The organism is Nocardia sp. XZ_19_385 (assembly GCF_015355755.1).
In the GTDB taxonomy this organism is placed as follows: Bacteria; Actinomycetota; Actinomycetes; order Mycobacteriales; family Mycobacteriaceae; genus Nocardia.
Window position 1 is genome coordinate 485,533 of the sequence record NZ_JACVEE010000003.1, and the last position, 19,404, is coordinate 504,936.

21 protein-coding genes are annotated in these 19,404 nt (G+C 67.0%); 8 read left to right on the forward strand and 13 right to left on the reverse strand.

The features are described from left to right. Positions 1-59: 59 nt before the first annotated feature. Entirely contained in the window at positions 60-656 is a 597-nt protein-coding gene (locus IBX22_RS25855; protein ID WP_194818292.1) for a DUF2867 domain-containing protein, read from the forward strand. 58 nt (positions 657-714) lie between these two features. On the opposite strand, the gene IBX22_RS25860 is transcribed toward IBX22_RS25855, so the two are convergent. The 4 genes from IBX22_RS25860 to IBX22_RS25875 form a co-directional block, all read right to left on the reverse strand. Further along, positions 715-1,761: an aminotransferase class V-fold PLP-dependent enzyme gene (locus IBX22_RS25860; protein WP_194818293.1), complete on the reverse strand. Its 1,047-nt coding sequence runs from the start codon at positions 1,759-1,761 to the stop codon at positions 715-717. A gap of 76 nt (positions 1,762-1,837) precedes the next feature. Beyond that, positions 1,838-2,464, reverse strand: a complete 627-nt coding sequence (locus tag IBX22_RS25865; protein WP_194818294.1) for an MBL fold metallo-hydrolase — start codon at positions 2,462-2,464, stop codon at positions 1,838-1,840. 56 nt (positions 2,465-2,520) lie between these two features. After that, positions 2,521-3,003 carry a nuclear transport factor 2 family protein gene (locus IBX22_RS25870; RefSeq protein ID WP_194818295.1) on the reverse strand — a complete coding sequence of 161 codons (483 nt, stop codon included), beginning with the start codon at positions 3,001-3,003 and terminating at the stop codon, positions 2,521-2,523. Between the two features lie 61 nt (positions 3,004-3,064). Further along, positions 3,065-3,772 carry a carbon-nitrogen hydrolase family protein gene (locus IBX22_RS25875; protein ID WP_194818296.1) on the reverse strand — a complete coding sequence of 236 codons (708 nt, stop codon included), beginning with the start codon at positions 3,770-3,772 and terminating at the stop codon, positions 3,065-3,067. Between the two features lie 290 nt (positions 3,773-4,062). Between IBX22_RS25875 and IBX22_RS25880 the strand changes: the two genes are divergently transcribed. Continuing rightward, the gene (locus IBX22_RS25880; RefSeq protein ID WP_194818297.1) at positions 4,063-4,329 is read left to right on the forward strand and encodes a three-helix bundle dimerization domain-containing protein; all 267 of its coding nucleotides are present in this window, start codon (positions 4,063-4,065) and stop codon (positions 4,327-4,329) included. A gap of 241 nt (positions 4,330-4,570) precedes the next feature. Here the strand turns inward: IBX22_RS25880 and IBX22_RS25885 are convergent, their stop codons facing one another. The 6 genes from IBX22_RS25885 to IBX22_RS25910 form a co-directional block, all read right to left on the reverse strand. After that, positions 4,571-5,602, reverse strand: a complete 1,032-nt coding sequence (locus tag IBX22_RS25885; protein ID WP_194818298.1) for a zinc-binding dehydrogenase — start codon at positions 5,600-5,602, stop codon at positions 4,571-4,573. Continuing rightward, positions 5,602-6,804: an LLM class flavin-dependent oxidoreductase gene (locus tag IBX22_RS25890; RefSeq protein WP_194818299.1), complete on the reverse strand. Its 1,203-nt coding sequence runs from the start codon at positions 6,802-6,804 to the stop codon at positions 5,602-5,604. Before IBX22_RS25890 ends, IBX22_RS25885 begins: the two co-directional genes overlap by 1 nt. A 56-nt stretch (positions 6,805-6,860) precedes the next feature. After that, a complete protein-coding gene (locus tag IBX22_RS25895; protein ID WP_194818300.1) occupies positions 6,861-7,745 on the reverse strand; it encodes a VOC family protein in 885 nt (294 codons plus the stop codon). Positions 7,746-7,771: 26 nt separating this feature from the next. Further along, positions 7,772-7,990 carry a hypothetical protein gene (locus tag IBX22_RS25900; RefSeq protein WP_194818301.1) on the reverse strand — a complete coding sequence of 73 codons (219 nt, stop codon included), beginning with the start codon at positions 7,988-7,990 and terminating at the stop codon, positions 7,772-7,774. Position 7,991: 1 nt separating this feature from the next. Further along, positions 7,992-9,122: a Rieske 2Fe-2S domain-containing protein gene (locus IBX22_RS25905; protein ID WP_194818302.1), complete on the reverse strand. Its 1,131-nt coding sequence runs from the start codon at positions 9,120-9,122 to the stop codon at positions 7,992-7,994. A gap of 88 nt (positions 9,123-9,210) precedes the next feature. Continuing rightward, positions 9,211-9,741, reverse strand: coding sequence for a flavin reductase family protein (locus IBX22_RS25910; RefSeq protein WP_228539436.1), 531 nt, complete (start codon positions 9,739-9,741; stop codon positions 9,211-9,213). A 258-nt stretch (positions 9,742-9,999) separates the two neighbouring features. Between IBX22_RS25910 and IBX22_RS25915 the strand changes: the two genes are divergently transcribed. The 4 genes from IBX22_RS25915 to IBX22_RS25930 all read left to right on the forward strand — a co-directional run bounded on the left by IBX22_RS25915 (position 10,000) and on the right by IBX22_RS25930 (position 13,988). Next, positions 10,000-10,842: an IclR family transcriptional regulator gene (locus tag IBX22_RS25915; protein ID WP_194818304.1), complete on the forward strand. Its 843-nt coding sequence runs from the start codon at positions 10,000-10,002 to the stop codon at positions 10,840-10,842. A gap of 72 nt (positions 10,843-10,914) precedes the next feature. Beyond that, positions 10,915-11,526 (forward strand): PadR family transcriptional regulator, encoded by a 612-nt coding sequence (locus IBX22_RS25920; RefSeq protein WP_194818305.1) that lies wholly within the window; start codon positions 10,915-10,917, stop codon positions 11,524-11,526. Positions 11,527-11,937: 411 nt separating this feature from the next. After that, on the forward strand, positions 11,938-12,582 hold the full coding sequence (locus tag IBX22_RS25925) for an endonuclease domain-containing protein (RefSeq protein WP_194818306.1): 645 nt from the start codon (positions 11,938-11,940) through the stop codon (positions 12,580-12,582). Between the two features lie 152 nt (positions 12,583-12,734). Further along, positions 12,735-13,988, forward strand: a complete 1,254-nt coding sequence (locus tag IBX22_RS25930) for a bifunctional 3,4-dihydroxy-2-butanone-4-phosphate synthase/GTP cyclohydrolase II (RefSeq protein WP_194818307.1) — start codon at positions 12,735-12,737, stop codon at positions 13,986-13,988. 298 nt (positions 13,989-14,286) lie between these two features. Here IBX22_RS25930 and IBX22_RS25935 read toward each other — a convergent pair whose 3' ends face one another. Further along, positions 14,287-14,499, reverse strand: coding sequence for a hypothetical protein (locus tag IBX22_RS25935; protein ID WP_194818308.1), 213 nt, complete (start codon positions 14,497-14,499; stop codon positions 14,287-14,289). On the opposite strand from IBX22_RS25935, the gene IBX22_RS25940 reads away from it, so the two are divergent. After that, positions 14,411-15,235, forward strand: coding sequence for an expansin EXLX1 family cellulose-binding protein (locus IBX22_RS25940; RefSeq protein WP_228539603.1), 825 nt, complete (start codon positions 14,411-14,413; stop codon positions 15,233-15,235). The genes IBX22_RS25935 and IBX22_RS25940 overlap by 89 nt on opposite strands. Positions 15,236-15,514: 279 nt before the next feature. Here the strand turns inward: IBX22_RS25940 and IBX22_RS25945 are convergent, their stop codons facing one another. Beyond that, entirely contained in the window at positions 15,515-17,206 is a 1,692-nt protein-coding gene (locus tag IBX22_RS25945; protein ID WP_194818310.1) for an FAD-binding dehydrogenase, read from the reverse strand. Next, positions 17,203-17,841, reverse strand: a complete 639-nt coding sequence (locus IBX22_RS25950) for a TetR/AcrR family transcriptional regulator (RefSeq protein ID WP_194818311.1) — start codon at positions 17,839-17,841, stop codon at positions 17,203-17,205. The genes IBX22_RS25945 and IBX22_RS25950 overlap by 4 nt, the downstream gene beginning before the upstream one ends. 892 nt (positions 17,842-18,733) lie before the next feature. Between IBX22_RS25950 and IBX22_RS25955 the strand changes: the two genes are divergently transcribed. After that, entirely contained in the window at positions 18,734-19,396 is a 663-nt protein-coding gene (locus tag IBX22_RS25955; protein ID WP_194818312.1) for a cutinase family protein, read from the forward strand. The last annotated feature ends 8 nt before the right edge of the window (positions 19,397-19,404 follow it).

The following is a 19,404-nucleotide window of genomic DNA, read 5'->3' on the forward strand; positions in this document are numbered from 1 at the left end:
CGCATCCGACCCCGGCCAGCGCGTCGCTTTGTGACGTCGACCTCGCGAAAGGCCCGACGATGAGACTTCCGAAATCCGCGCACACCGAGCGTCCGTGGCGAATCCACGAGATCGCCGCCGATTTCATCATCGAGGATGTGTGGGCCCTGCCGACACCCGGCGGTCCTGACGACCTGCCGGAGTTCGTGGATTGGTTCGCCTCCGACGACGGCGACGCCGAGCCCTCGGCGATTTACCGCATCCTGTTCGCGATCCGCTGGCGGCTGGGCGCGCTGCTCGGCCTGGATTCCGAGCAATCCGGTGTGGGCAAACGCGTTCCGACAGTGCGCGATCGGCTACCCGCCGACCTCCGCGACGGCCCTCGTGGCCCGGACCTGGCCACGGTGCCCTTCACCTCGGTATACCTGACCGACACCGAGTGGGTCGCCGAGATGGCAAACAAGACCGTCCACGGCCTCATGCACATCGGCTGGGTCCCCGACGGCAACGGCGGCTACCACGGCCAGATGGCCGTACTGACCAAACCCAACGGCCTGCTCGGCAGGCTCTACATGGCCGCAATCCTGCCGTTCCGGTACGGGCTGGTCTATCCCGCCCTGATGGCAATGATCAAACGCGGCTGGGCAGCCCGCGGAGTCGGTCGCAGCCCGAGATAGTTACGCGGGACATGACCGAGGGGTGCTCCCGGTATTCGCCTCGGTCATGTCCCACCTATCAGCGTTCGCCGAGTGCGCCGAGGGCGCGGTCGACGTCGGATTCGGTGTTGAAGAGGTGGAAGGAGAAGCGGAGGCCGCCGGCGCGGGCGGAGGCGATGACCTCTGCTTTCTCCAGGCGGTTTGCGGCGTCGCCGGCGCCGGGGACGGTGACGATCGCCGACGGCTGTTGCAGCGGCTGGTATCCGAGGTCGACCACGCCGGCGCGGAAACGGTCGGCGAGGCCGAGATTGTGCGCGTGGACCTTCTCCACGGTCAGCTCCTCGAGCAATTCCAGCGCCGAGGCGGCGGCGACCACGCCCAGCCAGTCCGGAGTCTGATCGAAACGCCTTGCGGTGGAGGCCAATGCGACGGGGGTGTACAGCTCGGCCCAGCGGTCCTCGGCGGCGTACCAGCCGGGGCCGATCGGCCGCAGCCCCTCGGCGGCCTCCGGGGCCGCGGCGAAGAACGCGACACTGCGCGCGCCGATCAGCCATTTGAACGTCGCGCACACCCAGTAGTCGGCGTCGTCGAAGCGCAACGGCAACCAGCCCGCCGCCTGGGTGGCGTCGAGCAGGAGTTTCGCCCCATTGGCCCGGGTGGCCTCGCGCAGCAGCGCGGTATCCGCGATCCGGCCGTCCGCGGATTGCACCACGCTGACCGCGACCAGTGCCGTCTCCGGGCGCACCTCTGCGGCCAGCCGCTCCAACGGGACGGTCCGCACCGCGAGATCGCCGCGGAACAGGAACGGCATCGTCACCGACGCGAATTCGCCTTCTACGACAAGCACTTCCGCACCGGCGGGCAGCGCCGCGGCGACGGGCCCGATGAGCCCGGAAACCGTGCTGCCCAGGCCGATGTGGTCGGCCTGCGCCCCGTCGAGCAGCCGGGCGAAGGCCGCACGGATATCCGGCACCAGACCGTCGTGCACCATGGGCGCACCCCGGCCGGCAGCCCATTGGTCCTGTACTTCCCGCAACGCGGCCAGCGCGCGGGCGGGCGGCAGGCCATGCGAGGCGGTATTGAGGTAGACGGTTTCGGGCGCGAATTCGGCGGGAGCTAGGGACATATCCCGAGCATGGCCCCGCGTATTCGGGCCGTCCAGCACCACTGCTGCCAAACTGGACCGATCTTCGGCCATCCGGTCAGCCCGTTAACCCCGTGCGCGCCTCGGTCACACAGTCGGCCCACTGCCGGTCGCCGAGCTCGGTGACACCGGAGTCGCTCATGAAGGCGCTGGACACGATGATCTCGGGGGCGAGCCGCCCGAGCCGCTCCAGGCTGGACACGAGCGTGTCGCGATCGCTGTGTCCCTCCAGGTAACCGGCCCACCAGCCGTCCTTGCCGAGCACCAGGGTGTCGCCGGTGAACAGGTGCCGTCGGCCGGAGATGGTCGCCAGGTAGCAGGCGCTGCCGGGCGTATGACCCGGCGTAGGAATCACTTCCAGCCCGCCGAGCGCGAAATGCCGGGTATCGAACGGGTCGTCGACCGGGACCTGGGTGACCTCGCCGGCGTCGGCTTTGTGAATGTGCAACTGTGCCCCGAACCGTTCCCGGACGGTGGCCAGCGACGAGGCGACCTCGTCGCGGTGGCTCAGATACTGGTGTGCGACCCCGCCCAGTTCGGCCATGTGGTCGAACTCGTGCTCGTGGGTGGTGTTGTAGAACAACACATTTCCCTCGGGGGAGGTCCACAGGTAGGCGTTGGTGTTCAACCCGGGGAACGGGCTCAGCGTGTCGGTCTGCCAGAGATCAGCGGAAATCTGCTTCATGACGTGCTCCGTCTCGATGCTGCCGTAACCGAGCCTAGTCCGGTTCGCGGAACCGGTCAGTCGGTTCCTGCGGTGGCCCACCTGTTCGTCAGGAGCTGGAAACTCGGTGTGTCGGCGAGTGCCTGGGAGGATTCGTAGATGCGCTGGTAACTGGTGGCGGTGATGCGCCAGCGGCCGTCGGAGTCCAGGCGGTAGCGGTCGGTGTAGTAGCCCGAACCGCGGATCAGGACGCCGTATTCGGTGGCGATCACGGTGTCCTCGAAAAGCCAGGAGCCGGTGGCGGTTTCGCCGTCGATGTCGATCTCGGGGTGGTTCGCCACATGTGTGGTGTTGACCGTCGGGCCGAGATTCTGCCGCATGAAATCGGTGATCGCGTCGCGCCCGTCGAAGACCAATGCCTTGCCGAGAGCGTGTGTGCCGTAACGACCCTCGGCGTCCACGGCGAGGGTGTCGGCGAACTCGTCCCATTGCTTCAGATCGAGCGTGCGAAAGTAGCGGTACTTCAGCTGACGGACAGCTTCCAGGGCGGCGAGATCCATCCGCACAGGCTCGCACGGGCGGTGGGCCGAGACAATCACTCCGCCTGCGCGGTTCCGGTGTTCAGGACGGGATCTCGACAAGTGCGTACCCGGTGTGCTGGGTACCCGCGTCGGCGATGCGCTCACCGTCCGGGCCCCAGCCTCCGCTGCAACCCCGGCACTCGCCGACCTGATTGGTGCCGGTGACATTGGCCAGCACTACGTAGAGCCGGTTGTCCCGGGCCCGGACCGGATAGACCTTCTCGAACGAGTCGTTCGCCACATCGAGCACCGAGCTCGCCAAATAGGCATGGCAGCCATCGGCTTTCGCACGCTCGGCGAGGTCGGCAAACCGGTTGTCGTAACAGGTGGCCAGCGCGAAACGCATTCCGTCGAGCTCGAATCGGCCGTCCCGGTCACCGGCTTCGAAGATCTCGTCCTCCGGGCTGTACAGATGCCGCTTGTCGTAGCGGGCCAGTAGTTGGCCGTCCGGGCCGATGACGAGGGAGGTGATGGCAGGCCGCCCGGCTGCGGTGACCACCGCGGCGTTGACCACGGCCGCCGCGTCGGCGGCACGACAGGCGGCGCGCACCGGTTCGAGCCGCGGATCCTGCGGTGTCAGCCAGAGATTCGGCTCCGCACGGATCATGTCCGGCACGTATCCCGTCACGGCCAGCTCGGGAAAGACGACGACCCGCGCGCCGGCCGACCGGATCAGCGCCGCCATGGTCTCGACGTTGTCGGCGATCGCACCTGGAACCGGGGCGAACTGCGCTGCTGCGACGATCATGCGCCTATCCTCACCCGCAGCCTCGAAGTCCGCTCAGTGGGTGTGCTGTCGTGGCTGCGGCGCATCCGGTTTTACCAGCCGGTAGCGCAACATCATGTCGCGGTCCTCGTGGTCGCCGAGAAGACAGCGCCAGCCGAGAGCTCTGCGCGACCGAGCAAGCGTCAGGTAAATAGCCGGTGAACAGTAGCTGTCGAGCGTCTCGCGGCCTCGGAACGCGCGTCGAGCGGGGGTACTCGCGAAGTGGGCGCGGTCCACGCGCCCGGAACCCCGTCCACGCCGAGGAGACCGCCGTGACCGAGAGTCCCGCCACCGGCACCCGCCCCAACGACACCGTCCTCGACCAAGACCTGGCACTGCGTGTCGCCGCCGGTCGTTTGGCGGAGGAGTTCGACGCGCTCGCCGACGAAGCCGTCATCGAAGGCATGCTGAACGCCGCCTACGACCACCTCGCCGCCGACGCCACCCTCGACAATTTCCTCCCGCTACTGGCCGAGCGCTACACCCGGGAATGGCTGCGCGCAGCCGCGGAGGAACGGTCCGCGCCCGCGATCCGCTGAGCAACAAGCCACCGCCGCTGCCACCCCCGCCACCCCCGCCACCCCCGCTGCTGCTGCTGCCTCCGCCTCCGCTGCCGCTGCCGCTAGCACTGGCGTTGTCGCTGGCGTGCCGTTGCCGTTGCTGCTGCCGCTGGCGTTGTCGCTGGCTGGCGCTGGCGCTGGCGCCATGGGTCGTCCACTGCGCTGCCCTGCCGGAGCCGGTTCCTCTCACATCCCTGGCACGGACTGCCGGACTGAGACGTCAACCGTTGGGGCGCACCAGGATCTGGATGTGATCGTCGGGGTTGCGGAGTGCCTCGATGGCGCCCGCGACGCCGTCGAGGCCGACCTGATCGGTGATCAGGGAGGCGGCGTCGATGCTGCCGTCGGCGATGCGGCCCAGGGTCTTGGCGTACTCCTCGTGCGGGTAGACCATGCACATCTGCAGCGAGATGTCCTTGTAGATGCCGACGATGGGCCGGATGACGTCGTCGGTCATCACCGAGCCCACCTGGAGGATGGTGGTTTGGCGGGGGACCTTGTACATCAGGTCGTTGAGCATGCCGGGGACGGCGGCGCAGACCCAGACATGCAGGAGCTGGCCTGGGGAGGCGGCCTCGCGCCAGACCTCGACCGGGTCCTGGACGGCCGGGTCGACCACTCGGTGTGCGCCGAGCCGTAAAGCGGTCTCCCGCCGCAACTTCGAGGGATCCGAGGCGACGATGGGGGCGACGCCGCGTTCGGCGAGGGCGGCGACAGTGCCCAAACCGACTGGGCCGCAGCCGATCACGATGCCGGTACCACCCTTGCCGATGCCGGTGCGGGCGACATTGCCGTAGCCGACCGCCAGTGGTTCGGTGAGGGCGGCGACGTGGGGCGGGACGTGCTCGGGGATGGGTTCCAAGGCCATGGCCTGCAACACCATTCGCTCGCCGTAGCCGCCGGGGAAGTCGTTGGAGAAGCCGACGCCGTGGATCTGGCCCGCGTGGTCCACGGCCCAGGGCAGGGCGACGACCAGCTGGCCCTCGGTGTGCGGGGTGTCCGGGCCCGCCGAGAGGACGCGGGCGGCGAGTTCGTGGCCCATCACGACGTCGCGGTGCGGGTCGAATTCGAAGGTGGGTACGCCGCTGTCGCGGGAGGCCTGGAGGAATTCGTCGGTGTAGTCGAGGGCCTGTTTGTCGGATCCGCAGATGCCGCAGGCCACCGTCTCCACCAGGACCTGGCCCGGACCGGGCACCGGGTCGGGGACCTCGTCGACGACCAGTTGACGGTCGCGCATCACTACGGCACGCATCAGTTGCTCTCCTCGGTCCCGAGCGCGGAAGCCAGTGCCTGGCCGTGCTTTTCGAAGGCGCTCTGGATGCCCGCGGTGAGGCCGCCGATCATCCGTTCGCTGTTGGCGTGCGCCCATTCCAGGGAGGCGACGCGGTTGCGGTTGGCGCGGGTGAAATGTGGAATCACGTGCTCGGCGAACAGTTTCGCCGAGCGCTGGGTGGCATCCCAGTCCGCGACGTTGAGGCCCAGCAGCAGGAAGGTGCCGAAGCCGCCGGATTGCTCGGCGAGCTTCTCGATGGTGGCGATGGCGTCGTCGGGGGTGCCGATGGTGGCGCGGCCGAAGGCCGGAAAGCCCTCGCCGGTCCACTGTTCCACCGCGGCGCGGGCCGAAGTGTTCCAGGGAGCCTGCCTGCCGCTGAGCTTCTCGATGTAGTCGACGAGGTGCCCGACACCCCATTCGGCGTCGCGCATGGCCTGTTCGCGGGTCTCGGCGATGTGCATGGGGGCGACGAGCCGCCACCTGGAGCGGTCCACGGTGTGCCCGTGCTCGGCCATGGTCTGCTCGTAGACCTTCCAATTCGGCAGTAGCGCTTCGTATCCGGAGGGATCGGAGGCTGCCAGCGACAGCAGTCCCGCACCGTGGCGTCCGGCCAGCACCGCACCGGACGGCGAGATCGTGGACGCCACCGCCATCTCCAGCTCGCCATAGGGCAGCAGCTGCAGTCTGGCCTCGTCCAGGTGATACCAATCTGATTGGGCGGTAACGGTTTCCCCGCGCAGCAGTCGGACCAGCACGCCCATGGACTCGTGCATCATGTCGCGCTGGCGGACCGGATCGATGCCCATCATGGCGGCGTCGGTGGCGAGCTGGCCGGGTCCGACACCCATCATGGTGCGGCCCATGTTCAGGTGATCGAGCAGGCACAGGCGGTCGGCGAGCATCATCGGCTGGTGATACGGCAGCGAGTTCACACCGGTGCCGAGCCTGATACGCCGCGTGCGCTGGGCCGCGGCGGCGAGGAAAACCTCCGGGGCGGCGATGATTTCGAGTCCGGCGGAGTGATGTTCGCCGATCCACGCTTCGGCATAGCCGAGCTGATCGGCCAGTTCCACCAGGGCCAGATCGCGGTGGATCTGCAGGGTGGGGTTGCCGGTCAGCGGGTGGTAGGGGGCGATGAAGAATCCGAACCGTTGCGGCCCGTTGTGCGCGTTATCGGTCAACGCGGTGTCCTTACTAGTACTGCTGAGTCCCGGCGGGTGCCGGGATGACGAGGGGCTTACCGGGACCAGTCGTGGCCCCAGTAGCTGTCCGCGGTGATTTCCTCTGCGGTGTAGGTGGATTCGTCGACCGTCATGCCCTCGCACCCGAATTCGAGGTCCCAGCCGCCCGGGGTGCGGACGTAGAAGGAGATCATCTTGTCGTTGGTGTGGCGGCCCAGCGTCGAGGACAGGTGGTATCCCGCCTTGCCGACCCGGTCCAGCGCGCGGCCCACATCGTCGAGCGAATCGACCTCGACCATGATGTGCACCAGGCCCGAACCCTCTTGTCCGCCAGAGGGAATCAGTGCCAGGCTGTGATGCCGTCGGTTGACGCCGAGGAATCGCACCCGCATCGGCCCGTATTCCGGTGGGGTGGGCAGCCGGAACGCGCCGCGTGGCAGGAAACCCAGCACCTCGGTGTAGAACCGGAACGCGGTGTCGAGATCCGGCACCGGCAGCACCGCGTGCCCGAGGCCCAATCCCTCGGTGACAAACCGATTTCCGTGTTGGCTGAGCACCGGAGAGTGGTCGAGCACCGGCCCGTGGAACACCTCCACGGTGGTGCCGGAGGGATCGACGAAGCTGATCACTTCCTCGACCCGCCGGACGTCGGCCTCCGCCAGCGGCAGCTGGGTGACCTCGATCCCGAACTGCTCCACCGCTTCTCGCACCTGGGCGAGCGCGCGGTAGTCGCGCACCTCCCACCCGATGGCGAGTACCTTGTCGGCTTCGCCAGGCACCAGCACCAGCCGGGCGGCCCGCTCGTCCATGCGCAGATAGATGGCATCGGGGTCGGGGCCGGTGCCCTCCGCGAACCCGATGACGTCGAAGGCGAAGGTGCGCCAGGCGTGCGGGTCGCTGACCGCGACCTTCACATAGCCGAGCGAGCTGATGACAGCCATAGTCGATCCTTAGGAGAGAGGGGTGGTCACAGAAGGTCCTGTTCGCGGGTGCGCAGGCCCAAAGCGCCTGCTGTTACCGCATTGTCGATACTGCGGCGCAGTGCCAGGCAACCCTGGAAGGGGCCCTCACCGGCCTCCGCGCACGCCCGCGCGGCCGGTCCGGACCACTGCACGCTGGTGTGCGCGGAACTGAATTTGACGACGCCGACCCGGTTTCCGCAGGTCTGGCAAGTGACCGCACTCATGTCAGAAAGTGCGCCCGGCGGCCAGATTCTCCGCCACTTCGGCCTCCCACGCATGCACGGCGCGGGTGGTGTCGACCTCGAATTCGAAACGGGCGGTCATCTTTTCGTCGATATCGGCGACATCCCGATAGAACTGCTCATACCAGCGCCGCAGCTGATAGACCGGGCCGTCCTCCTCACAGAGCAGCGGATTGTCGATGCGGGTCTTGCGCTGCCAGATCGCCACGTCCTGCTCGAACCCGCGGCCCAGTCCACTGGCGAACCGCACCGCCATCGCCTCGGACTCTTCCGGCGACAGCTCCGGGCGCTTCTTCACGATCGCGCCGTACTGCAGCACGAACTTCGTCGGCGTCACCGGGTAGTGGCAGTTGATCAGCACCGATTCGACTGCCACACCGTTGGATTCGCTGACCAGGTTGTCGATCATGTAGGAGGGCCCGTGGTAGTGCGCCTCGGAGCGCAGCACATTCTGCCCGCCGGCCTCCTTGGCCAGTTCGCCCTGCACGTCCTCGCGGCCGATGGAGGTCATGTACTGGCTGGCGACGTGCCCTTCGAAGACGTTCTTGAAGTAGGTCGGGAACGCGAAGTGCACGTAGAAGAAATGCGCCATGTCGACCACGTTGTCGATCACCTCGCGGCAGTTCGCGCCCTCGATGACGATCTGGTTCCAGGTCCAGTCGCTCCACTCGTCGCTGAACGCGCCCTCGATCCGCGGGATCGTGACTTCCTCGGCCGGTGGCTTGCCCTCCGGGTCGTTCCACACGAACAGCTGCTTGTTCTGCTCCAGCGTGGGCCAGGACTTGGTGCGCGCCAGCGGCGGCACCCGGCGCGCGTACGGGATGTCGGCACAGCGGCCGTTGCCCTTCCAGCGCCAGTCGTGGAACGGGCAGGCGAGGGTGTCGCCCTTGATGGTGCCGTCGCCCAGGTTCCCGCCCATGTGCCGGCAGTAGGCGTCGAGCACGTTCAGGGTGCCGTCGCTCGCGGCGAACACGACGAGCTCGGTGCCGAAAGCCTCGATGGTGTGCGGCTTTCCGTCGCGGAAGGAGTCCGCGAGGCCGAGGCAGTGCCAGCCGCGGGCATACCGTGCGGGCGGGGCGCCGGTGTCGATCACGCGCACCTGATCGTCGGTCATGATGTGGTGTCCTCGGGGGGATGGTCGTCGGCGGAGCCGACGGGGGTGGGTAAGAGGAGTATTTCGGTCAGGTCTATGACGGGCTGGGTTATTTCGATGCTGAGACTGCGGGTCGGGGACCGGTAGCGGGGGTCCCACTCAACGGGCGTTGCTCCAGACGCTCGAAAGCCGAGCGGTAGAACAGCAGCGGCGGGGCTTCCCGCTGTTCGCCGAGCGCGGTGACGTGACCGACCACGATGGTGTGGTCGCCGCCGTCGACTTCCTGGGCGAGCGTGCAATCGATCCACGCGATCGCACCGGCCAGCAGGGGTGCGCCGTTGGGGGAGCGCGTCCACTCCAAATCCGCGAATTTGTCTGTACCGCTGCGACTCAGCTGCCGGCACACCGATTCCTGGTCGGCCGCAAGGATGTTGACGCAGAACCGGCCGACCTCGCGGATGCGCGGCCAGGTGGTGGAAGTCCGGGCGGGGAAGATCGCGACCGCGAGCGGGTCCAGCGACAGTGCGGAGAACGACTGGCAGGCGAACCCCAGCGGCTGCTCCCCGTCCAGGGCGGTGACGGCGGTGACGCCGGTGCAGAACCGGCCGAGGACGGCCTTGAAGTCGAGGTCGACGGCCATATCGGCTGCCATCCTTTCACGACGAAGTTTCGACTAGACATATTCCGTTTCGCCATGAAAGTAAGCTGTGACCGCGAGGGGGTGTCAAGGATGGATTCCGGCTACCGAGAAGATCCGTAGCGGTCTACGTAGTTTCCGGGATTCGCCCATCGGCCCGGGTCGGCACTGTGATGGGGGACACAACAAGGAGTGCCGAAACCGCACATGCCTAGTCGAAATACTCCTAAGCTTGGATGCGCTACACCACTGGAGGTAACCATGACGGTCGAGATGCTGACCCATCCCGAGTCCGGCGAAGCGTGGACGGGAACGGGTCGAGCGGCCGCCAAGCCGGCGCAACCGCCGGTGTCCATGATCGAGCGAATGACGTTGATACTGGACGCCTTCGACGGCTCGACCCCGACGCTCACGCTGCTCGGTCTCGCCGAACGGACGGGGCTCCCACGATCCACGGTGCACCGCATCCTGGACCAGATGATCCGGCTGCGCTGGCTCGCGCACGCCCCCGGCGGCTACCGGCTCGGCATGCGCACCCTGGAACTCGGCGGACTTGCCGCCGACCACAACGAGATTCGCGATGTCGTCAGCCCGCTGCTGCACGATTTGGCGCAGCGCACCGGCATGGTCGGGCACCTCGGCGTGCTCGACGGGCGCGAGGTGCTGTACCTGGACAAGGCCGGCGGCCGCGGCACCGCGAACGTGCCGACCCGCCTCGGCGGCCGGATGCCCGCGCACAGTACGGCTTTGGGCAAAGCGCTGCTCGCCTCGCTGGAGCCGAGCATCGTGGAAGCCTCCTTCCGTGATCCGCTACCCCAGCTGACAGCCCGAACCATCTGTGACAGAGGCGAATTGCATCGCGAGCTGGCGCGGATCCGGCACCGTCAGGGCGTGGCCGTCGACAACGAGGAGGCGGTTGCCGGGATCGCCTGCGTCGCCGTCCCCGTGCGCGGCCGTGGCGCCGCCGTCGCCGCCCTCTCGCTGACCGCTCAGATCACCGGTGAACGCACCGCTCTCGACACCGCGCGGCTGGCCCGCGTCCTCGTCGAGGTGGCCCACGAAGCAGGCCGCAGCCTCTTCCCGAGGCATGCGCGGTGGCGCTAGCCGGATTTTCCTGGCCAGGTATATACCTAAGCGATATAGTCCGATTCGTGAGTGATCGAACCAGGCGTGGCCATGAGTGATGTGAAAGTCCCGGAGCTGCCGACCACCAGCTGGGCCGTGCTCGGAATGCTCTCGCACGCCGAGGAATTGTCGGGCTACGACCTGAAGAAGTGGGCCGACTGGAGTCTCCAGTTCTTCTACTGGAGTCCCTCCTTCAGCCAGATCTACGCCGAACTGAAGCGCCTGGAAAAGCACGGCTACGCCACCTCGCGCACCGTGCTGCAGGATGACGGCGTCCGCGGCAAGCGCATGTACGCCATCACCGAGTCCGGCCGCGCCGCCGCCGCCCAATGGGTCAACCACGCTCCCGTGGAAGCCCCCGTCCTCAAGCACAGCGTCATGCTGCGCGCCTGGCTCGGCCACCTCGCCGAACCCGACCGCCTCCGCGAAATCCTCACCGAGCACATCGATTACGCCGAACGCATGCGCAAACTGGCCGAAATCGATGCCGAAGGCGCCGACGAAAACCCCGACTGGGCCTATCCCGGCGCCGTCTTGCGCTGGTGCGTCCGCCACTACGAAGCCGAACGCGACTTCGCCAAGGAACTCCTCACCGACGTAGCCAAACTCGCCGCCGAATCCCCAAAACGCACCCCAAAACCCAAGGGTCGCCGCGCTTCCTGAGTCGCTGGCGATTGTGCTGCAGTTCCGCCATGGCCCAGATGTATGCGGATCGTGCACTCCACGGCTCCGTCGGCTGATTTTGGCGAAATCCGAAGGAATATTGCACGATCTGCATACTTTCCACAGGCTGTGGAGCTATCCACAGGCGCAGGTATTTCCGCAGGTGAGCATCTAAGAGTTGGGGCGCGCTCCAGTCATGCTCTAGCCATGGTGATCACACGCGGGGAATTGCTCGCGACGGGGACCTCCCGGTCGGCGATCGATGCTCGGTTGCGGCGGGGCGTCTATACGCGGTTGCTGCCTGGGACTTATTGCCTGGGTGCGCCGAAGCCGCTGGATCGGTGCCGAGCCATTGTCGCTTGGCTGCCCTCTGCGGTGCTGAGCCACCGCACCGCGGCTTGGTTGTGGCACATGCTCGGGGAGGAGCCTGTCGTCTTCGAGGCGACAGTGCCAACCGGCACCTATCGGCGAACGCCTGATTGGCTGCACTTGTATCGCCGTGAGCTTCCTGCCGGGTCCGTCGGCGAGGCGTGGGACTTGCCCACCACCTCGCCAGCACTCACCTTGCTGGATTGTGTCGCTGTGTCGGCAGGCGACGCGGCCGACCGGCTGGTGGACGAAAACCTCCGCAGGCGCGTACCGCCGCAGGAAGTCGCAGACCTGTGCGCGTCGGGCAAACGGGGTACCGCCGCGATGCGGCGGCAACTGCGGGAAGCGGCGCTGGACTTCGCATCAGAGCCCGAGCGCTTGTTCGCGCGGGCACTGGCCCGGCGTGGAGTGCATATGTTCCCCAACGAGAGTGTCGGGCCGTATGTCTGCGATTTCGTGGACAAAGCGTCGCGCACGATCATCGAGATCGATGGACGGGAGTTCCACAGTGAGCCAGGTGTATTCCGTCAGGATCGCCGCCGTCAGAACAGCCTGCTGCTCGACAAGTGGCTGATACTGCGCTACGCCGCCGCCGATGTCTTCGGACGGCTGGACGAATGCGCTGACGAAGCGGCAGCGGTGGTTCTGAGACGGCGAAGGCAATTACGGCACCGACGCTCACGGTGACGGATGTATGCGGACCGTGCAATTTTCGGCGGTTCAGGCTGGTTTCGGGCACTTGTGGTGCTCGACTGCACGATTTGCATACGCCCATTCACTGAGACATCCGCTTTCCATACTCGCTAGGAATATTTCTACTAGGCATATAGGAGGTGGTCATGCGGACCGATATCGTGCAGCAGCGCTCGCTGGACCCGATCGAGGCGGGGATCGCCGCGATCGCGGCGGGTGGGTTGGTGGTTGTCGTCGATGACGAGGATCGGGAGAACGAAGGGGACCTGGTGCTCGCGGCGTCGCTGGCGACGGCGGAGAGCATCGGGTTCATGGTCCGCCATACCAGTGGGGTGTTGTGTGCTCCGATGACCGGGGAGGATCTGGATCGGTTGCGGTTGCCACCGATGGCGGCGGTCAATGAGGATCCCAAGGGCACTGCGTACACGGTGTCGGTGGATGCGGTCGGTGGAATCAGCACCGGCATTTCGGCGGCGGATCGGGCTCGCACGGTGAAGGTGCTGGCCGACCCGGCCACTGGGCCGAGCGAGCTCACACGGCCCGGGCATGTGTTCCCGCTTCGCGCCGATCCGGATGGCGTGCTCGGTCGCCCCGGCCACACGGAGGCCGCCGTCGACCTGACCCGGCTCGCGGGGCTGCCGCCCGCCGGCGTGATCGCCGAGATCGTGCGCGATGACGGTTCCATGGCGCGCCTGCCCGAGCTCATCGAATTCGCTCGCACCCACGGGCTGCCGATCATCTCCATCGCCGACCTCATCGAGTACCGCCGCCGCGTCGAGCGCACCCTGAGCCGGGTGGTCGAGACCCGGCTGCCCACCAGGTTCGGCGAGTTCCGGGTCGTCGGCTACTGCGATGACCGCACCGGAACCGAAACCCTCGCACTGGTTTTCGGTCAGCCCGGTAGCGACGGCGTGCTGGCCCGGTTGCATTCGGAGTGCCTCACCGGCGATGCCCTCGGCTCGCTGCGTTGCGATTGCGGAGATCAGCTCGACGCCGCGCTGCGGATGGTTGCCGAGGCCGGCAGCGGGGTGGTGGTGTATCTGCGCGGGCAAGAGGGGCGTGGGATCGGTTTGCTGAACAAGTTGCGCGCCTACCAGCTTCAGGATCGGGGCGCCGACACCGTCGAAGCCAACCTGGCGCTGGGTCTCCCGGCCGATGCGCGCGAATACACCGCCGGTGCACAGGTTCTCGCCGATCTGGGCATCCGTTCGGTGCGGCTGCTGAGCAATAACCCGGCCAAGCAAGCCGGTCTCGAGGAGCATGGGATCGCGGTGCTGCAGCGTCTTCCACTGCAGGCGACACCGACTGAACACAACATTCGTTACCTACGCGCCAAGCGCGATCGCATGAATCACCAACTCGCCGGTGTCGACGCGGAACCGCAGCGCGCCACCTCGTAATGCTGCCGTCCGGAACGGTCGGGCAGCGATCCGTCTGGCCGGAGGGCAGCGCTGCTACGGTGCGGGACACGGTCCGGCTTGGTGTAGCTTTTCCGGTTCTCGCCGCAGCTGATGATCATGAACCCGGGTGATTTGCCCCAGGATTGCCGAATCGTGCGCGTTTCACTGTGAAGTATTTACGTTCCCGGCCGCCGCGCCGTGCCCTGCTGGTTTCCTGATGCGGTCAGGATGGAGAGTCCGCGAGTTGGGTGAGCCGGAAGCCGGGGACCGCGGTGCACCGAATACCTCTGAGACAAGATCACTTTCGTTCGGGCTGGGCCTGGTCGGTGCTGGGTGCGCTGATCGCGGTCGTCGGTGTCGTGGTGTGGGTGGCGCGACCCGAACCGATCACCTGCGAGGCGGCCACCACCGCAACCGACACCATGGCCACCACCCAGATCGCGTTGCCGCCCAGCAGTTCCGGCGTCGCGACCAAGCGGACCACGTCGCCGTCGCCGTCGCCGTCGCCCACGCCGTCCCCGTCTTCGGCGGTCCCGGGGGAGGCGCGCTACTACTCGTTCAGCCCCGGCGTCGCCTGCTCATATCAGGACCTGCCGGTGGACGGCTTTTACGTCGGCATCTCCACCTCCGAGTACGGCAACGCCGATCTGTGCGGCGCCTACCTCGACGTGCACGGCCCCTACGGCGAAGTCCGCGTTCTCATCGCCGACCGCTGCCCGGGATGCGCTCCGGGCCAGCTGGATCTGAGCACCGCCGCCTTCGAGCAGATCGCCGACCCGTCCCAGGGCGTCGCGGACATCCGCTACAGCGTGGTCCGCGACCCGGACCCGGCACCGGAAATGATCTACGAGGTCAAGCCGGACTCCTCGGCGAGCTGGATGGCGATCCTGTTCAGCAACACCGGAAACCCGTTGCGGCAAGTAGCGATTCGCCCGGCCGAAGACGGCGGCGAGTGGCAGGACCTGACCCGCGGACCGGACAACCACTGGACGATCTCCGGTGCGGGCGAGGGCCCCTTCGCCGTCCGCGTCACCGACCTCTACGACCACGCGACCGAGATCTACGGCCTCACCCTGGACCCCGGCCCACACCTCACCGGGGCCCGCCTCTATACCAACGAGCCCCCGCCGGAACCGACCACCACGACCACGGAACCGGCAATAGTCCCGCCGTCGGCCCCGACCGCGATGCCCACCGCGGCCGGATCGGAAGCCGACCGGGCACTGGCGGAATGTAAAGCGGGGTAGCTCAGTCCACCAGCGCGTCGACGAGCGTGCGATTGCGCCTGTCGGTGTACCGCTCCAGTGATCAGCCACACGAGGTCGAGCAGGCGTACGCGCCCACCGGCAAGACCTGCGAGGTCACCCAGTCCCACTTGGTTACGCGAAGGGAAGATCGCCGAACTCTGGGCCAACCGCGATGACCTGGGCATGGCCCTGCAGTTGGGCGGGGTGCCCCGACGCCGATGTACCTGCTGCGCTGCGCCGAGATGAAGCCCGCGGCGCGGAAAGCGCTGCGCACCTAGGTCAGCGCGCACCGAGCTTCGCGGCCAACGCCCGTCCGGCTGCGCGGCCCGAAAAGATGCAGCCGCCGAGGAAGGTACCTTCCAGGGCGTTGTAGCCGTGCACGCCGCCGCCACCGAAGCCGGCGACCTCGCCCGCGGCGTACAGCCCGGGGAACGGTTCACCATCGGGGCGGATGACCTGGGATTCCAGGTTGGTTTGCAGGCCGCCGAGGGTTTTGCGGGTCAGGATGTTGAGCCGGACCGCGATCAGTGGGCCGGCGGCCGGGTCGAGGATGCGGTGCGGTTTGGCGACGCGGCCGGCCTTGTCGCCGAAATACTGGCGGGCGTTGGTGATGGCCATGAGCTGGCTGTCTTTGCTGTACTTGTTGCCGATCTCGCGGTCGCGGGCCACGATCTGGCGTTCCAGGGTGGCGTAGTCGAGTTGCGGGCCGCGGGCGATCTTGTTCATTCCGTCGACCAGGTCGCGCAGGTTGTCGGCGACCACGAAGTCCGCGCCGTGCTGTTTGAAGGCTTCGACCGGGCCGGGTGCGCCCTTGGCGACGCGGCTCTTCAGGGTGAGCTTGAGGTCTTTGCCGGTGATGTCGGGGTTCTGCTCGGAACCCGACAGCGCGAACTCCTTCTCGATGATCGACTGGGTGAGCACGAACCACGAGTAGTCCTCGCCGGTGGCCAGGATCGCCTTCATCGTGGTGTTGGTGTCGAAACCGGGGAAACACGGTGCGGGCAAACGCTTTCCGTGCGCGTCGAACCACATCGAGGACGGGCCGGGGATGATCCGGATGGCATGGTCGGGCCAGATCGGATCCCAGTTCATGATGCCCTCGGTGTAATGCCACATCCGGTCGCGGTTGACGATGGCGCCGCCCGCGGCCTCCGAGATGCCGAGCATCCGCCCGTCCACGTGCGCGGGCACGCCCGAGATCATCGTCTGCGGGCAGGGACCCAGGCGGTCGACCGGCCAGTTGCGGCGGATCATCTCATGGTTGTGGCCGATGCCGCCGGAGGTGACGACCACGGCCTGCGCGCGGAATTCGAAGTCGCGCACCACCTCTCGCGAGGACGCCTTGCCGCGCTCCAGATCGGTATCTTCCAGCACACTGCCACGAACGCCGACCACCGCGCCGTCCTCGACGATCAGCTCGTCCACGCGATGCCGGAAGCTGAAGCCCACCAGCCCCTTTCGTTCCGCTTCGAGGACGGGCTCGGCGAACACCCGCAGCACCTCCGGCCCGGTGCCCCAGGTCAGGTGGAACCGCGGCACCGAATTGCCGTGCCCATCGGCGAAACCGCCGCCGCGCTCGGCCCAGCCGACCAGCGGCGTCACCCGCAAACCCAAGTCGTGCAGATAATCCCGCTTCTCGGTGGCGGCGAAACGCACGTAGGCCTGCGCCCATTGGCGTGCCCAGTGGTCCTCGTCGTCGCGATCGAAACCGGCAGAGCCGAGCCAATCCTGTAGTGCCAGTTCATAGGAGTCATGGATGCCGAGCCGGCGCTGCTCCGGACTGTCGACGAAGAACAACCCGCCCAGCGACCAGAACGCCTGCCCGCCGAGGTTGTTGCTGTTCTCCTGATCCAGCAGGTGCACCTTGCGGCCGGCCTTGCTCAGTTCGTAGGCGGCAACCAGTCCGGCCAGGCCCGCGCCGACGACGATAACCTCGGCCGCGTCCGCGAATTCGGGGCTGCAGTTCTTCATTTCGATCCTTCGGTGGAGGGGGTGCTGTAGGCCAGCACCACGTGGCAGAAAAGGTCGGTGCGCCGACGCCGGACGTGGCGGCTGCGCGGTTCCATCAGTACTTGGACGGCGGTGCCGTCGTGCACGGCGACGAGCGCCTGCCCGAGCGCGGTGGGGTCGGGGACGGTGCGCCCGGCCCGGGCCAGCGCGGCCACGATGGTCGGGATGAGCGCGGCGACGATCGCGTCCTCCCGTGCGGCCACCACCCGGCGCAGCGCCGGCGTGCGCAGCGCGTGCGAGGTGAACTCGGCGGTGATGCGAAACCACGCCTCGTCGAGCGGGACCGCGCGCACCAGCCGATCCACCGCGGCGGCGATGTCCTCGGTGCCGTCGACGGAAATATCGTCCAGGGTGGCGCGCACATCGGCCAGCATGTCGGCGGACCGCTGCTCCCACATAGCCAGGAACAGCTCGTCCAGCGAACTGAAGTTCGAGTAGAACGCGCCCCGGGTGAACCCGGCCCGCTCACACACCCGCTCCACCGAGGCCCGCCCGAACCCCTCCTCGGCGAACACCTCATAGGCGGCCGTGAGCAGCCGATTCCTCGTCTCGACCCGCCTGCGGGTAACCCGCGGCGCGCCCGTTGCCGACGCCAACCGAACCTCCTCACGCCGATACAAAACTGTATTCAATACAGAAATGTATCAGAAGTGGAGTACGCCCAGCCCGAAACGAGCCAATTGGCTATCAAGCGCACACGCAGGGCGGGGCCAAGTGTCGATGTGAGAAGCCCCCGGTATCGGATTCCTCGAGTCGGGACACAACTGACAGCCCGACCGGGCGGCACAATGTCGAAAGGCCGCGCGCTGTTGGCCGCAGCCGTGTGCCGCTGGGTGGACGGGTTGCCGACATAGGTGGCTAGTCGAGGGCCTGGGGTTGTCTGTCGGTCGAGCTCGGTCTCGGGCGCAAACGCGGAGTCTTCCGAAAAGTGCTGTAGCGAGCCACCTTTGATACCACCGCCGCAGTTCGGCAGGCAGGTGAGAGCGGAACGCGGTTCCGGGCAGTCGGATTCAACTGAAGGTTTGCTCCGAACGCGCGTGCGAGTTCTCGTACTCGCGGTGAGCGATCTTGGTCAGCAGCGCTCGGGGTTCCGGTATGACCTAGCAACATCCCGGTCACGAAGATGCGGCGACAACTATTTGACCCGTGCACGATTCACTCCGTGACTGCCGAGAAGCCGTAGCTCGAACCGGAATTCAGCGCTGCCCTAGTGCGATAGGCCGGTAGCTGGTCGTAAGCGAGGATTCGCTCAGAGCGCCGCGCACGGCAGCGCCACCGAGTGGGCGCGCGGGCGGCGCACCGCCACAACAGGTCTCGGCACCTAGGCAAAGTGCCCGCATACAACGATTGCGTGCCGAGCGGGTCTCGCTTGGCTCCGATTGCTTGACGGTCGCTTCGCCGATTCTTACCTTCGCGGATATAGGCCGAGTGATAGTCATTGACTATCGTCACTCGGCCTCTCACAACGGCGTGAGTTGGGTGATCACGATGGTAAACCGGAAGATAATTCGTTTCGAAAGGTGGCGGCTGGTACGGGCATTCGCATTGCTCACGTTCACAGCCGGAATCGCGGCGGCGAGCCTAGGGACAACGACGGCCTGGGCGAATCCCTGTACCGCAGTGGATGTGGTGGTCGCCAGGGGGACCGGCGAGCCGGGCTGGCTCGGGGCCGCGGTTGGTGATCCGCTGTATGGCACACTGCGGCAAGCGCTTCCGGTGGATTCGACGGCGTATTCGGTGAACTATCCGGCGAATCTCGGCGTCCCTACCTCCGTCAGCGACGGCACTCGCGACATGACCGCGCACCTCGAGCATCAGGCCGCGATGTGCCCGGATCAGCGTTTCATCCTCGTCGGATATTCGCAGGGCGCCATCGTCGTTCACGGTGTGCTCGGCACCGGCAACGTGGCCTCGATGGGTGGTATCCATACCCTCCCCGGCTGGATCGAGCCGAGGGTGGCGGCCGTGCTGTTGTTCGGTGACCCCAACCGCCTCGCGGGCTGGGGTGTCCCCGGGGCGTACGGCTGGCGCACCGGAAACTACTGCACCGCAGGCGATCCGGTGTGCGGTGCCGGACTCGACTGGGGCGCGCATTCGAACTACGGCTGGGCGATGTGGCCTGCGGCGGGCTTCGCCGCCAGTCGGGTATAGACCGGACC

What these genes read in the sequence shown, in the direction of transcription:
- IBX22_RS25910 (WP_228539436.1), bottom strand. Translation starts at nt 9,741, where the DNA reads ATGGCCGTCGACCTCGACTTCAAGGCCGTCCTCGGCCGGTTCTGCACC.
- IBX22_RS25930 (WP_194818307.1), top strand. Translation starts at nt 12,735, where the DNA reads ATGCGGACCGATATCGTGCAGCAGCGCTCGCTGGACCCGATCGAGGCG.
- IBX22_RS25860 (WP_194818293.1), bottom strand. Translation starts at nt 1,761, where the DNA reads ATGTCCCTAGCTCCCGCCGAATTCGCGCCCGAAACCGTCTACCTCAAT.
- IBX22_RS25920 (WP_194818305.1), top strand. Translation starts at nt 10,915, where the DNA reads ATGAGTGATGTGAAAGTCCCGGAGCTGCCGACCACCAGCTGGGCCGTG.
- IBX22_RS25955 (WP_194818312.1), top strand. Translation starts at nt 18,734, where the DNA reads ATGGTAAACCGGAAGATAATTCGTTTCGAAAGGTGGCGGCTGGTACGG.
- IBX22_RS25915 (WP_194818304.1), top strand. Translation starts at nt 10,000, where the DNA reads ATGACGGTCGAGATGCTGACCCATCCCGAGTCCGGCGAAGCGTGGACG.
- IBX22_RS25940 (WP_228539603.1), top strand. Translation starts at nt 14,411, where the DNA reads ATGGCCACCACCCAGATCGCGTTGCCGCCCAGCAGTTCCGGCGTCGCG.
- IBX22_RS25900 (WP_194818301.1), bottom strand. Translation starts at nt 7,990, where the DNA reads ATGAGTGCGGTCACTTGCCAGACCTGCGGAAACCGGGTCGGCGTCGTC.
- IBX22_RS25875 (WP_194818296.1), bottom strand. Translation starts at nt 3,772, where the DNA reads ATGATCGTCGCAGCAGCGCAGTTCGCCCCGGTTCCAGGTGCGATCGCC.
- IBX22_RS25885 (WP_194818298.1), bottom strand. Translation starts at nt 5,602, where the DNA reads ATGCGTGCCGTAGTGATGCGCGACCGTCAACTGGTCGTCGACGAGGTC.
- IBX22_RS25925 (WP_194818306.1), top strand. Translation starts at nt 11,938, where the DNA reads ATGCTCGGGGAGGAGCCTGTCGTCTTCGAGGCGACAGTGCCAACCGGC.
- IBX22_RS25905 (WP_194818302.1), bottom strand. Translation starts at nt 9,122, where the DNA reads ATGACCGACGATCAGGTGCGCGTGATCGACACCGGCGCCCCGCCCGCA.
- IBX22_RS25895 (WP_194818300.1), bottom strand. Translation starts at nt 7,745, where the DNA reads ATGGCTGTCATCAGCTCGCTCGGCTATGTGAAGGTCGCGGTCAGCGAC.
- IBX22_RS25945 (WP_194818310.1), bottom strand. Translation starts at nt 17,206, where the DNA reads ATGAAGAACTGCAGCCCCGAATTCGCGGACGCGGCCGAGGTTATCGTC.
- IBX22_RS25870 (WP_194818295.1), bottom strand. Translation starts at nt 3,003, where the DNA reads ATGGATCTCGCCGCCCTGGAAGCTGTCCGTCAGCTGAAGTACCGCTAC.
- IBX22_RS25865 (WP_194818294.1), bottom strand. Translation starts at nt 2,464, where the DNA reads ATGAAGCAGATTTCCGCTGATCTCTGGCAGACCGACACGCTGAGCCCG.
- IBX22_RS25855 (WP_194818292.1), top strand. Translation starts at nt 60, where the DNA reads ATGAGACTTCCGAAATCCGCGCACACCGAGCGTCCGTGGCGAATCCAC.